This is a genomic window from Defluviimonas sp. SAOS-178_SWC (genome assembly GCF_039830135.1).
Classification (GTDB): domain Bacteria; phylum Pseudomonadota; class Alphaproteobacteria; order Rhodobacterales; family Rhodobacteraceae; genus Albidovulum.
In genome coordinates this window covers 3285754-3299756 of record NZ_CP156081.1, presented here as the reverse complement: position 1 = coordinate 3299756, position 14003 = coordinate 3285754, and the positions used below count along the sequence as shown (strand labels likewise).

General features: G+C 66.3%; 8 protein-coding genes and 1 CRISPR repeat array. All 8 genes read left to right on the top strand.

Annotated features, from left to right (window positions below; translation table 11 throughout):
* Nucleotides 1–8: 8 nt before the first annotated feature.
* The 8 genes from cas3 (at nt 9) to cas2e (ending at nt 8260) form a co-directional block, all read left to right on the top strand.
* A complete protein-coding gene (gene cas3, locus V5734_RS17010; RefSeq protein WP_347310802.1) occupies nt 9–2468 on the top strand; it encodes a CRISPR-associated helicase Cas3' in 2460 nt (819 codons plus the stop codon).
* 150 nt (nt 2469–2618) lie between these two features.
* Entirely contained in the window at nt 2619–4121 is a 1503-nt protein-coding gene (casA, locus tag V5734_RS17005; protein WP_347310801.1) for a type I-E CRISPR-associated protein Cse1/CasA, read from the top strand.
* Entirely contained in the window at nt 4118–4606 is a 489-nt protein-coding gene (casB, locus tag V5734_RS17000; RefSeq protein ID WP_347310800.1) for a type I-E CRISPR-associated protein Cse2/CasB, read from the top strand. Before casA ends, casB begins: the two co-directional genes overlap by 4 nt.
* Nucleotides 4603–5697, top strand: coding sequence for a type I-E CRISPR-associated protein Cas7/Cse4/CasC (cas7e, locus tag V5734_RS16995; RefSeq protein WP_347310799.1), 1095 nt, complete (start codon nt 4603–4605; stop codon nt 5695–5697). The genes casB and cas7e overlap by 4 nt, the downstream gene beginning before the upstream one ends.
* Nucleotides 5690–6367, top strand: a complete 678-nt coding sequence (gene cas5e / locus V5734_RS16990) for a type I-E CRISPR-associated protein Cas5/CasD (protein WP_347310798.1) — start codon at nt 5690–5692, stop codon at nt 6365–6367. Before cas7e ends, cas5e begins: the two co-directional genes overlap by 8 nt.
* Nucleotides 6364–7026 (top strand): type I-E CRISPR-associated protein Cas6/Cse3/CasE, encoded by a 663-nt coding sequence (cas6e, locus tag V5734_RS16985; RefSeq protein WP_347310797.1) that lies wholly within the window; start codon nt 6364–6366, stop codon nt 7024–7026. The genes cas5e and cas6e overlap by 4 nt, the downstream gene beginning before the upstream one ends.
* Nucleotides 7023–7976 (top strand): type I-E CRISPR-associated endonuclease Cas1e, encoded by a 954-nt coding sequence (gene cas1e, locus V5734_RS16980; RefSeq protein WP_347310796.1) that lies wholly within the window; start codon nt 7023–7025, stop codon nt 7974–7976. The genes cas6e and cas1e overlap by 4 nt, the downstream gene beginning before the upstream one ends.
* Nucleotides 7973–8260: a type I-E CRISPR-associated endoribonuclease Cas2e gene (gene cas2e / locus V5734_RS16975; protein WP_347310795.1), complete on the top strand. Its 288-nt coding sequence runs from the start codon at nt 7973–7975 to the stop codon at nt 8258–8260. Before cas1e ends, cas2e begins: the two co-directional genes overlap by 4 nt.
* Before the next feature lie 81 nt (nt 8261–8341).
* A CRISPR array of direct repeats spans nt 8342–13252; the repeat unit is 29 nt; unit sequence GCGTTCCCCGCACATGCGGGGATGAACCG.
* Between the last annotated feature and the right edge of the window lie 751 nt (nt 13253–14003).

The window sequence follows — 14003 nt, the reverse complement described above, 5'->3', positions numbered from 1 at the left end:
TGTTTCACATGCTGGATGTGAGTGCTGTCGCGGCCGAGCTTTGGCCGGGGTCGGCTCTGGCGGGTTTGCCAGATCAGCAACGCAACGCCTTGCTTTTGATGATCGCGCTGCACGATCTGGGCAAGATCTCCGCTGCGTTCCGCCGCCAGATCGAGCAGAATGAACCGCCGCCTCAGCATTGCCGGCATTGGGAACTGTCAGAGGTTCTGCTGAGCCGGTTGGACGCGCTTCTCGCCGGTTTCCTCGGCGGCACTCCGACGGCGCGCAAGATCCTGCGGCAGGCGGTGGCGGGCCATCATGGGCGGCCGGTCGAAAGCCTCCTTCGGCCCGGCCAGATGCGGCGTTTCCAGGCGATCGGCGCAGAAGCCCTGTCGGATGCCGAAGCCGCGTTGCGCCTGATCGCGCTGCTCTTCGCCCCGGCTTCGCTGGAGGGGATCGACGAGCACGCGGCGCGCCGCCAGTCCTGGCTCTTGTCCGGGCTGGTGACCGAGGCTGACTGGATCGGTTCGAACAGTGATTGGTTTCAGTTTGCCGACCCCGGCCAGACGCTTGCGGAGTATTGGCCGCTGGCGCAGGCGCGGGCGAAGATTGCGGTCGCCAAGTCCGGCCTTGGCCTGTCGCGCCCGCGCGTGCCGGACCCGACCCGGCTGGTTTCGGGGGCGCTGCGGCCGATGCAGGCGGCGGTTGCGGATGCGGTGCTGCCCGAGGGCCCCATGCTCGCGCTGATCGAGGACGCGACCGGGTCGGGCAAGACCGAGGCGGCGCTGATCCTTGCGCAGCGGATGCTGTCGCAGGGCAAGGGGCGCGGGATATTCTTCGCTCTGCCGTCGATGGCGAGTTCGGACGCGATGTTCACGCGGATGCGCGGGCAGTTGGGTCGGATCTTCGAAGGGCATCCGTCGCTGGCGCTGGCCCACGGGCAGCGCAAGCTCAACACCGAATTCGCGGCCCTGTGCGGCAAGTGGTACGCCTCGGAGGAGGAATTTGACGCCGAGGATGCCTGCGCGCCCTGGATCGCGGACGACCGGCGGCTGTCGCTTCTGGCCGAGATCAGCGTGGGCACGGTGGATCAGGCGCTCATGTCGGTCCTGCCGACGCGGTTCCATACGCTGCGCATGGCGGCGCTCGCCACCAGGATCTTGATCGTCGATGAGGCGCATGACTACGACCCCTATATGGAGACCGAACTCAAGGCGCTGCTGCGCTTCCATGCGATGTTCGGCGGCTCTGCCATCGTGATGACGGCGACCTTGCCGACCCGGATGCGCGACGGCTATGCGAACGCGTTCCTATCCGGGCGCGGCGGTGGCGAGGTGTCCGATCTGCCGCACAGCTACCCGGCGCTGTCGCTGATCGGCCGAAGCGTCTCGGCCGGGCCGGTCGCACCGGTGCCGGAAACCTGCCGGCGGGTCGAGGTTGTGCGGCTGGCCGCGATGGAGGATGCCGTGACGGTGATCGCCGAGGGCGTGGCGGCGGGGGCGGCGTGTGTCTGGGTGCGCAATGCCGTGGATGACGCGATCGCGGCGGTCGAGGCTCTGCGCGGCGCGGGGATTGCGGCCGATCTGCTGCATGCGCGCTTCGCGATGGGGGACCGCGCCGCGATCGAGGCCGACATGCTCCGCCGTTTCGGTCGGGACGGGCAGGGCCGGGCGGGTCGCGTTCTGGTCGCGACCCAGATCGTGCAGGCCTCGCTCGATCTGGATTTCGATCTGATGGTCAGTGACCTCGCGCCGATGGGCGATCTGATCCAGCGGGCGGGTCGGCTCTGGCGTCACGCCCGGGGCGCCCGCCCGGTACCCGGCCCCCGGCTGCATCTGCTGACCCCGGACCCCGAGCGGGTGGAAACCGCGCGCTGGATCTTCGAGACGCAGCCTTCGGGCGGCTGGGTCTATCCGTCGGATGTGCTCTGGCGCACGGCGCGGGCGCTCCTGCGCGAGGGCGGGATCGAGGCCCCGGGCCGGCTGCGTGACCTGATCGCCGAGGCCTACGGTGATGTCCCGGAGGTACCTGAACCCTTGCGGCAGGCCGGGATCGAGCGCGAGGGGCAGGGGTTGGCCGAGGCCGCACAGGCGCGGCTCAACGTGCTGAATCCGACCCGACATTATGGAGAGTCGGAAGGTGCGTTCGAGGACGACCGGAAATATCCGACCCGGCTCGGCCAGGATCAGGTGGTGCTGATCCTGATGCGACGTGAGGGGAATGGGTTACGGCCCTGGATCGCAGATGAGGTTCCGTTCCGGGCGCAGGCGCTGTCGGAGGTGCAGATCTCCCGCCGGCGTTATGAGATGAGCGGTCTTGAGGCCGAACAGGCCAGGCCCGGGATCGCTGCCTTGCGCGCAGGCTGGAAGGACTGGGAGCTTGCAGTGCGCAAGATTGCCGTAGTTGAGGTGGACGGTCGCATTGCGGGGGGCTTGCGTTACGATGCCACTCGTGGCCTGCTGAGAGAGGCCCCGGAAGGCCGGGGATGACCCGTGTGTCAGAGGTTAGCGGACGCGTTCCCCGCCATAGCGGGGATATAAAGTCTGTAAGAGGATAGACTGAAAGGATGAATCCTGCTTGACAACCTTGGCGCGAACCGCCTAGCCTGATCTTGCTTTCACGTTCTTTCAAGAGCGGCCATGTCCTTGAATTTGATCCTTGATCCGTGGATTCCTGTGCGCCGCGCCGGGGCGCGTGAGCTGATCCGGCCCGACCAGATCGCCGAGGAAGGCGTCGAGGTGCTGGACTGGCCGCGGCCCGACTTCAACCTTGCCTGTCTCGAGCTGCTGATCGGCCTTGTCTATCTGGCGGCGCCCCCCGGTGGCACCGATGACTGGCTGGCCCGCAAACCCGATCCGCAGGCCCTGCGCGCGGCGCTGGCGCCGCTGGCCCCGGCCTTTCACCTGCTGGGCGACGGGGCGCGGTTCTTGCAGGATATCGCGCCGCTGGAGGGCGAGGCGCAATCGCCCGAGATGCTGTTCATCGACGCGGCAGGCGAAAACGCGGCCAGGAAGAATGCCGATCTGATGGTCAAGCGCGGCCGATTCGGCGCGCTCGACCTGCCCGCGGCGGCGATGGCGCTTTACACCTTGCAGGCCCATGCCCCGGCAGGCGGTGCGGGCAACCGCACCTCGATGCGCGGCGGCGGACCGCTGGTCACGCTGGCGCAGCCGTCACGTCCGGGCCCGGCGCCGCTCTGGTCGCTGGTCTGGGCGAATGTTCCCGAGGGGCGGGCGCTTGCCGATCTGACGGAACTGCCCTGGATGCGGCCGGCTGTGACCTCGGAAAAGGGGCAGGTGAGGCATCAGCGCGAGGCCGATTTTTCGCCGGTCGAGGTGTTCTTCGGCATGCCGCGCCGCCTGCGGCTGGTGGCGGAGGGCGGCCGGATCACCGGCGTGATCCAGCGCCCCTACGGCACCAACTACGGCCTCTGGCAGCATCCGCTGTCCCCCTATTACGCGATGAAGGCGGGGGAGGAGAGGCTGGCGGTGCATCCGCGTCCAGGTCCGCAAAGCTACCGCAACTGGATGGGGGTTTCTCTGGCGCAGCCCGAGGCAGGGCAGACGCGCTGGCGCGCGGGGGCTGTGGCAACCTATCTGGATCGCACCGACGATCTGAACGCGACGATCCTGGCGGGTGGATGGGCGATGTCGAACATGTCGCCGCTGGATTTCATCTGGTCGGAACAGCCGCTCTTTCCCTTCGGCCCCGATGCGCCCGAAACCTGGCAGGCCGCGCAACTGGTCGAGGCGGCGGATCTGGCCTCGCGCGCGCTGATGCGCGCGGCGAAAGTGGCGCTGATGACGGGCGAGGGCACGCCGGCCGAGCCGCTGCGTGAGGCCTTTTATCAGGCGACGGAGGCGAAGTTCCGCACGGCCCTGCGCAGGCTCGTGGCGGGGCAGGGCGGGGCGGCGCTGTCGGCCGACTGGCTGCGGGTGTTGCGCAGGCAGTCGCTGGCGCAGTTCGACGCGCTGGCCCGACCGCAGGATTACGATGCGATCCCGGCGGATGTGCAGCCCTTCAGCACGCGGCCGACGATGAAGACGCTGGTCGAGGCGCGGTCAGGGCTGCTGCGGACGCTTCATGGGTCGAAGATCCACGCGGCACTTGGGCTGGAAAAGCCCGGGAAGGAGGGGAGATGAGCGATCTGGATGTGGGCGCTGCGGCTTTGGGCTGGTGGCGCGCGCACTTGGGAGAGGATGGCCCCGGCCGCGCCACGCGCGCCCGTTTGCGCCGCGTGTCGGCCCCGGTCGAGGCAGTGCAGATCGCGGCCGTCCATGACTTGAACCGCAGGCTGGGCGGCGCGCTGACCGGGCGGGGCGACAAGCTGGCCCTGATCGCGGTGGCGCTGGCCAATCTGCGCGAGAACCCGAAGGATAAGGCCGCCGAAAGGATGGCGGGCCGGGTTGCGCCGCTGAGGTTTCAGCGTCTGGTGCGGATCGAAGCTCCGGGCGATCTGATCGTGCCCCTGCGCCGCGCGCTGGCCCAGATCGACGGGGCTGCCAATGTTGTCGCGCTGGCGCACGATCTTTTCTACTGGTCCGACACGGTGCGGACCCGCTGGTGTTTTTCCTATTACGGCGCGACCTCGGCCGCGCCCGAACAGCCCGAGGAGACCAAGGCATGAGCCGTTTTCTGCAACTGCATTTCCTGACGATCTATCCGCCCTCCAACCCCAACCGCGACGATCAGGGGCGGCCCAAGACGGCCCGCTACGGCGGCGCGGATCGGCTGCGGATTTCCAGTCAGTCGCTCAAGCGCGCGGTGCGGCTGTCGGCGCCGATGGTCGAGCGGTTGCAGTGCAAGACAGGCGCGCGCACGCAGCGCATCGGCGAGGTGATCCGCGCCCATCTGGAAGGGCAGGGCGCCGACGCGGACCGCGCCGTCGAGATCGCGCGGGCGGTGGCGGACGCTTTCGGCAAGCTCAAGGCCGGTGACTCGGTGGTGACCGAGCAGCTTGCTTTCATCTCGCCGGATGAACGCGCCAGGGCGCTTGAGATTGCCGGGGCGATGCTGGCCGATCCCGAGCTTTACAGGACGGGCGGGAAGCCGGGTAAGAAGGAAAACGAGGCCGCTTATTCTGTGCCCGCGCCCGACGTGCTGCGCCATGCGGACGGGGCGGTGGACATCGCTATGTTCGGCCGGATGCTGGCCGATGACCCCGATTATAATCGCGAGGCGGCGGTGCAGGTAGCCCACGCGATCACCACGCACCGGGCGCTGGTCGAGGATGACTTCTATACCGCCGTCGACGATTTGAAGACCGCCGCCGTGGATGCCGGGGCGGGGTTCGTTGGCGATGCGGGCTTTGGTTCGGGCGTGTTCTACCTTTATGCCTGCGTCGACTGCGACCTGCTTGAGGAGAACCTCGCCGGGGACCGGGCTTTGGCGGTCGAGGGCGCCAAGGCGCTGGTCGAGGCTCTGGCGACGAGTGCGCCCTCGGGCAAGCAGAACAGTTTCGCCCATCGTCCCCGTGCCAGCCATATCCGCGCGGAATTCGGCCGCCAGCAGCCGCGCAGCCTTGCCGGGGCGTTCTTCCGCCCGGTCTCGGGCGAGGATCTGATGGCGGCATCTGTTGCCGCGCTGAACACCGAGGCCGAGGCGCTCGACCGGGCATATGGCCAGACCTGGGCGCAGGAGGTCATGGATTTGGCCTCGGGGCAGGGATCTCTGGCGCAGGTGGTTGGGTTCGTCGAGGCGCAGCTCGCGAATGGCTGAGTTTCTCGTCTTCACGCTGGCCGGCGCGATGGGGTCATTCGGAGATCTTGCCGGGCATGAGCGGCGTGGATCACAGCTCTGGCCGGGGCGGTCGGCGGTTCTCGGATTGATCGGCGCGGCCCTTGGGGTGCGGCGCGAGGACGCTGCGGGCCAAGCGGCGCTGGCAGACTGGCGGATGGCCGTGGGGACTTTGTCTCTCGGTGCGCCGTTTCGCGATTTCCACACCGCACAGGCGGTGCCGACGGCCCGGATCAAGCGGCCGAACGCGCGGCGCCACGCGTTGGCGGCGCTGAAACCCTCCGACAATCCGGTACTGACGCTCCGCGACTACGTCACAGACTGCGCATTCGCCGTCGCGCTGTGGGGCGGGGACGGACCGGTGCTGGCCGAGGCGCTTGCCGCACCTTACTTCACGCCCTATCTCGGCCGAAAGGCCTGTCCGCTGACGGTGCCTATGGCGCCACGTCTGGTCGAGGCGGAAACCCCCGTTGCGGCGCTTTCCCATGCGGTGCGTCCGCGATGGGCTGAGACTGCACAGGTGGGGGCCGTGGCCTGTGACAACTATCCGGGCGTGTCGGGGCTGCGGGAGACCCGCTGGGACGATCCCGCCGACCGGGCTTCCTGGTCCTTCCGCTCGCGTTCGGTGATCCACTTGGAGGGCGGGACTTGACGCTTTATCTGTCGCGGCTGCGCCTGGATCGCGGGGCGGGAAATGCGGCCTTGCAGGGGCTACTGGATCCCACCGAGGCCGGGCGTGCGATGGACGCGCACCACCGGCTGATCTGGACGCTCTTTGCCGATGGGGCAGAGCGCCGGCGGGATTTTCTCTGGCGATCGGAAGGGCAAGGGCGGTTTCTGGTGTTGTCAGAACGTCCGCCGGTGCCACATCCGCTGTTCGAAACGCCCGAGGTGAAAGAGTTTGCGCCTGTTCTGGCTTCCGGGGACCGGCTTGGGGTTGTGCTCCGCGCCAATGCCACGCGGCAGAAGCGGAGTGGAGAGCGTGTCGATGTGGTGATGGATGCGATTCACGCCCTGCCTGAGGGCGCCCGCGCGCCCGAGCGGATGGAGGCCGCAAGCAGAGAGGGCCGCGCCTGGCTTGAGCGTCAGGGCGAAAAGGCAGGCTTCCGCGTTCTCTCCGCGCTGGCCGAAGACTATTCGACCGAAGGCCCGTCCGGCCCGCGCAAGGGACAGCCGCGATTTGGCATTCTTGATCTGAGCGGGCGGATCGAGGTCACGGATCCGGACGCATTCGTTGCACAACTCGGGCGGGGCTTCGGCCGTGCTAAAGCATTCGGCTGCGGTCTGATGCTCATCAGGCGTACGACGTGAGCGGGACAAGCCAAGGCGGCTTGCCGGGGCTGCCGCCCCCCAAGCCGATCCCTCTCAAGGACCGCGCTTCGCTCGTCTTCGTCGAACATGCCCGGCTTGATGTGCTCGACGGCGCTTTCGTCGCTGTCAATGCGGACGGGACACGGACCCAGATCCCGGTGGGTGGCCTGGCAGGGATCATGCTGGAGCCGGGCGCACGAATTTCCCATGCTGCAGTGGCGCTGGCGGCGCGGGTCGGCACGCTGATCACCTGGGTGGGCGAGGGCGGCGTTCGGCTCTACTCCGCCGGTCAGCCGGGAGGTGCGCGGGCGGACAGGCTCCTTTGGCAGGCAAAGATTGCTCTCGACGATGCTGCACGGTTGCGGGTCGTGCGCAAGATGTATGCGATGCGCTTCGGCGAGGACGCGCCCCAGCGCCGCTCCATCGACCAGTTGCGCGGGATCGAGGGGGTGCGGGTACGCGAAAGCTACGCGCTTCTGGCCCAGCAATATGGCGTTGGCTGGAGCCGGCGCAAATACGACCCGAAGGACTGGGAAGCGGGCGATGTGCCGAACCGCTGCCTGTCGGCGGCCACGGCCTGCCTGCATGGCCTGTCCGAGGCGGCGGTGCTGGCGGCGGGCTACGCGCCGGCCATCGGGTTCCTGCATTCCGGCAAGCCGCTGTCCTTCGTCTATGACATCGCGGATCTCTTCAAACTCGATACCGTGGTGCCCGAGGCCTTCCGTATCGCAGGGCAGGCGGCGAAGGGCAGGCTTGAGATGTCGCCCGATCGTGCGGTTCGGCTGGCCTGCCGAGATGCGTTCCGTCGCACCGGGCTTTTGGGGCGGATCATTCCTGCGATCGAAGAGGTCCTGTCGGCAGGGGAATTGCCGCGCCCCGAACCACCAGTTGAGGCAATGCCAGTAGCCTTTGAGGGCGGACAATCCGGCGATGCGGGGCACAGGGGATGATGGTGGTCGTGGTCTCGAATGCGCCACCGCGCCTGCGGGGGCGACTCGCCGCCTGGCTGGTGGAACTGCGCGCCGGGGTCTATGTCGGCGACTACTCCGCCCGCACCCGCGAGATGATCTGGAACCAGGTTCTCGCCGGGATCGAGACAGGCGATGCGGTGATGGTCTGGAAGGTTCCGACCGATCAGGGATATGAGTTCCTGACGGCGGGCCGCAACCGCCGGATGCCGGTGGATTTCGATGGTCTTAAACTCGTCAACTTCCTGCCCGAGACGCCGTGCTGAGCGGCCGGTTCCGGGTGCCGAAAATTCGGTACGCTCTTTGACATTGTGAAAACCGTGCTGGATCAATAGCCTGCAGCAAGAGCGTTCCCCGCACATGCGGGGATGAACCGCCCGGTCTACGAGATCCGCAGCGACATGAAGAGCGTTCCCCGCACATGCGGGGATGAACCGCTGGTAGACCTGGCGCTTGATGGTGACACCACGCGTTCCCCGCACATGCGGGGATGAACCGGAACCCCTTGCGCATACCCCATATGTGTGAAAGCGTTCCCCGCACATGCGGGGATGAACCGGGCTGATCAAACTTATTGCTGCTGCACACAAGGCGTTCCCCGCACATGCGGGGATGAACCGGACGCCTCGGGGAACACGCTTTACCAATACGAGCGTTCCCCGCACATGCGGGGATGAACCGAATTCACGGGCTACGCGGCGCAGAGAGCCGCCGCGTTCCCCGCACATGCGGGGATGAACCGAAACTCGGTCAGGCCGACCGCACCCCGCCGCCGCGTTCCCCGCACATGCGGGGATGAACCGGACTAAGGCGCGGGAATAGCCTGGGCTGCTAAGCGTTCCCCGCACATGCGGGGATGAACCGCGCCTCGTTTCAATGTGCTGCGCGTCAACAGAGCGTTCCCCGCACATGCGGGGATGAACCGATCGCGGGCATGGACGGGGCGTCGTTGGGGGCGCGTTCCCCGCACATGCGGGGATGAACCGGCCGAGACCGCGCGTAAACTCTCGGTTCTGCCGCGTTCCCCGCACATGCGGGGATGAACCGTGGTGGGCCGACATGGAGTTATTGGCTCAGTCGCGTTCCCCGCACATGCGGGGATGAACCGGCTATTCCATACCTTTCATGCAGCAGGGCCTCGCGTTCCCCGCACATGCGGGGATGAACCGGAATGGAGCCTGTCGGCGCAATGAGCAGAAAAGCGTTCCCCGCACATGCGGGGATGAACCGGGCGCGTTTTCACTCATGGCGGCATAATTCACGCGTTCCCCGCACATGCGGGGATGAACCGCTGTGCCTGCCGATCTGGTGCGTTCCCAGGTAGCGTTCCCCGCACATGCGGGGATGAACCGACTGATCCGATGATACGTCGCACGTCCACGCCGCGTTCCCCGCACATGCGGGGATGAACCGGGCGAGATCATCCAGGAATACTACCGGACGCGGCGTTCCCCGCACATGCGGGGATGAACCGAACATTGCCGCGCGATATCCGCCGCCCGCCAGGCGTTCCCCGCACATGCGGGGATGAACCGTCGGCTGTGACCGTCGCGCCGTTCCCGTGGGAGCGTTCCCCGCACATGCGGGGATGAACCGCGGTCATGTTTTACCATAGTCATGGTGGTCTCGCGTTCCCCGCACATGCGGGGATGAACCGTCCTTATCGTGCATCCTGACAATGGGAGGTTCGCGTTCCCCGCACATGCGGGGATGAACCGCACTTTCGGCACATATGGTGGTATTCAACAGTGCGTTCCCCGCACATGCGGGGATGAACCGGTGAATGTCAAAGGCAGCCTCGTCCTCGAAAAGCGTTCCCCGCACATGCGGGGATGAACCGGATTACCGCCCCGCCGAATACGCGGGCGACGTGCGTTCCCCGCACATGCGGGGATGAACCGTTTCGAATGGTAACAGCCACCAATCAAACCCAGCGTTCCCCGCACATGCGGGGATGAACCGGAGTGGTTCGTGCTGTGCTGTCAGAACACGCGGCGTTCCCCGCACATGCGGGGATGAACCGAACGCCGCGCCGAGCGCAGGCTTTTTCGAGAGGCGTTCCCCGCACATGCGGGGATGAACCGATGGACAGGCACCACTTGCCGTCCTTCTTGTAGCGTTCCCCGCACATGCGGGGATGAACCGCCGCTTGGCTTCGTCAAGGGCACCGGGCGGAAGCGTTCCCCGCACATGCGGGGATGAACCGGCCGGATAGATCGCCTGTCCCTTTGGCAATCCGCGTTCCCCGCACATGCGGGGATGAACCGCTCATCCCGACGATCCGCGAGGAGGGGTCTGAGCGTTCCCCGCACATGCGGGGATGAACCGCCGCTGAGATCGGCCCATGCCGAGGCTGCCGGCGCGTTCCCCGCACATGCGGGGATGAACCGGCGACAGCATCCCGACGTTGCCCTGAGCCGCAGCGTTCCCCGCACATGCGGGGATGAACCGGTCGCTGCGAGACGGGCGCGGATCGGCGAGCTGCGTTCCCCGCACATGCGGGGATGAACCGGACGCGGCGGGCAATTACTCGCTCGACGTGCCGCGTTCCCCGCACATGCGGGGATGAACCGGCCCTCGGTTTGAGCCAGTCTCAGGCCGCAGCGCGTTCCCCGCACATGCGGGGATGAACCGTTCTCAGCGGGGATGAGTGGGTGCCGGTCCCTGCGTTCCCCGCACATGCGGGGATGAACCGCCGGATCAGGTGCGCTCCGCGCCTCTGGCATTGCGTTCCCCGCACATGCGGGGATGAACCGGTCATTCCCGAAATGGTGAAGGCCGAGAGCGAGCGTTCCCCGCACATGCGGGGATGAACCGGCGGCAACCGCGCGCAATCTCTCGGTCCTGCCGCGTTCCCCGCACATGCGGGGATGAACCGTCCCACATCCCGACCGGCATCCGCCACGGGATGCGTTCCCCGCACATGCGGGGATGAACCGGGTTTGAGCATCCGTATTCGCCGGGTTCGTTTGCGTTCCCCGCACATGCGGGGATGAACCGACACGGCAGGAACGTGGATACGGGGCAGAGTGGCGTTCCCCGCACATGCGGGGATGAACCGCAGAACATCGTAACGGGATTTTGACCCCTACCGCGTTCCCCGCACATGCGGGGATGAACCGCATGATCGGCCCGCCCGTAAGCGCGTTATCAAGCGTTCCCCGCACATGCGGGGATGAACCGAAGGAAGTTCTGGACCGGATGGAAGAGGCCAAGCGTTCCCCGCACATGCGGGGATGAACCGCTTTTTCGCGCGCCAGCTTTCATGGTCACACCGCGTTCCCCGCACATGCGGGGATGAACCGTCGGCCTATCAGGCGGCCCGGAATTGGGAAATGCGTTCCCCGCACATGCGGGGATGAACCGATGAGGTTGTACACCGGACTTCGGACCCCCACGCGTTCCCCGCACATGCGGGGATGAACCGCGCTCGCTCGCGTTCGAGAACGTGCTGGTCGAGCGTTCCCCGCACATGCGGGGATGAACCGGTCTCGGCCATCGGCGGCGGCGGCGTTACGGTGCGTTCCCCGCACATGCGGGGATGAACCGAGCTACGCGCCAAGGTGGCGGCGGGGGAATGCGCGTTCCCCGCACATGCGGGGATGAACCGGTCGGCAACGGGATGCGGATCACCCGCGTCTCGCGTTCCCCGCACATGCGGGGATGAACCGGAACAAACCGCAGTCGAAACGGAAACGGAAGCGCGTTCCCCGCACATGCGGGGATGAACCGCGATCAGCGGCGCGCTCGGCGACCTCTCGGCGCGCGTTCCCCGCACATGCGGGGATGAACCGGTGATCTAATGGCAATCGGAACAACTGCCGCGGCGTTCCCCGCACATGCGGGGATGAACCGCATTACCTCGGCTAGTCCGAGAGAACGGCAGAGCGTTCCCCGCACATGCGGGGATGAACCGGCGTCGGCGTCGGCGATTGATCGGATTATTTCGCGTTCCCCGCACATGCGGGGATGAACCGTTGCGGTTCCAGACGTCATTCATCGGCTCATAGCGTTCCCCGCACATGCGGGGATGAACCGAGGACAGCACGGGCGTGTCGGTCATCTATCCCGCGTTCCCCGCACATGCGGGGATGAACCGATATCGCCGCCTTGGTCGGTCGTCATATCCTTGCGTTCCCCGCACATGCGGGGATGAACCGGCGTTGCCTCCCTGATCGGCGAACTGTGCCAGGCGTTCCCCGCACATGCGGGGATGAACCGCAGAACATCGTAATGTAGGAAAGAGCCCTACCGCGTTCCCCGCACATGCGGGGATGAACCGCAGAACATCGTAATGTAGGAAAGACACCTACCGCGTTCCCCGCACATGCGGGGATGAACCGCCGGAACCTCCCATTGTCAGGATGCACGACAAGCGTTCCCCGCACATGCGGGGATGAACCGCGGATGGAGCGGAGGATTTTGCGGGGCGTCATGCGTTCCCCGCACATGCGGGGATGAACCGACCGCCTGGCCGGGGACGACAGGATCACGTTCGCGTTCCCCGCACATGCGGGGATGAACCGGCCACGGTGATGTAACCAACCCGCGCCGCCTCGCGTTCCCCGCACATGCGGGGATGAACCGAGGTGGGTATGGGGAAAGGTTGATCAGGAGATGCGTTCCCCGCACATGCGGGGATGAACCGCCAGCCGAGCTGCCCGTGGCTGGTGGGGCGGCGCGTTCCCCGCACATGCGGGGATGAACCGGTCCATACCTTCGAATCCGGCGGCCTGGTGATGCGTTCCCCGCACATGCGGGGATGAACCGGACTGGGATGAATTCGCCTGACATGATGGATAGCGTTCCCCGCACATGCGGGGATGAACCGACGCTGGACGAGGGCGAGCCGCACCTGAGACTGCGTTCCCCGCACAGGCGGGGATGAACCGCTCTGCACCTCCTCGCCGGGCAGCAGATCGAAGCGTTCCCCGCACATGCGGGGATGAACCGCCGCAGATTAATTCTGGCGGGCAACTGGCCGCGCGTTCCCCGCACATGCGGGGATGAACCGGTGTTGATCGTCACCGTCTGCGTCGCGGCGATGCGTTCCCCGCACATGCGGGGATGAACCGCCGATCACCACGTCGGTTCCGGCTTCCCCTACGCGTTCCCCGCACATCCGGGGATGAACCGTTGTAGATGAGCGCGTAGTAATCGATCAAATCGCGTTCCCCGCACATGCGGGGATAAACCGCAGAACATCGTAACGTAGGTTTGACCCCTACTGCGTTCCCCGCACATGCGGGGATGAACCGGGCGTGATCCGCTACGGCTCGGACGTTGTGCATGGAGGGGCGGTGCCCGCTACGGCCGCGCGGGCGCTTCGCGCCATATCGCCCAAGAGCATCGCTTCCAGACGATCGCCGATCCTGTTCTCTCCAGCGGACGCCAGCATGTGCCACCACTCCGAGTTTGAATGAGGGGCCTCACGTGCTAACGTCGTTGGCGCAGGTGTGACACGGTAAGATTCTCGCGGCCGTAGCACGGTCCTCGGATCGGAGCGCCATGCAGGGTTTCCGGGGCAGCCCGGGCGCGGGGCCCTGCCACCTGCGCCGATCTCCGATTGTACGGCGTCGCGGCATCTCTGAGACTGCCGGGGGCAGGCTTCCCTTGACTGCGCCCGGAACGAAGCCGGCGATCGCCCGGCGGTACCCGTCCATCCTCGCGCAATCCGCGACGCTTGACATCATTCGATGGCGGAGCATGCGCAAATTCCTCGGCTATGACTGCAATGCCGCACCGTTCAACGCACGACCTACGCGCTTCACGGCAATTTCTACCGCCTTCACGACAATGCCATCCGCCTTCCGAGCAATCCCGTCCGGCTTGCCGACAACAAAATCGCTCGAAAACGCGCGTCCTGCCTCATATTCTTGGACTCGCTGGCTGCGGCGACTTCATGTAACTTGCAGTAAATTAAAGATATATCTGACTTTCGTGCCCCAGACCGGTTAGCCTGGGACTGCCAGCACAGCCACCTAAGATAACTCATTGATATTAATGTAT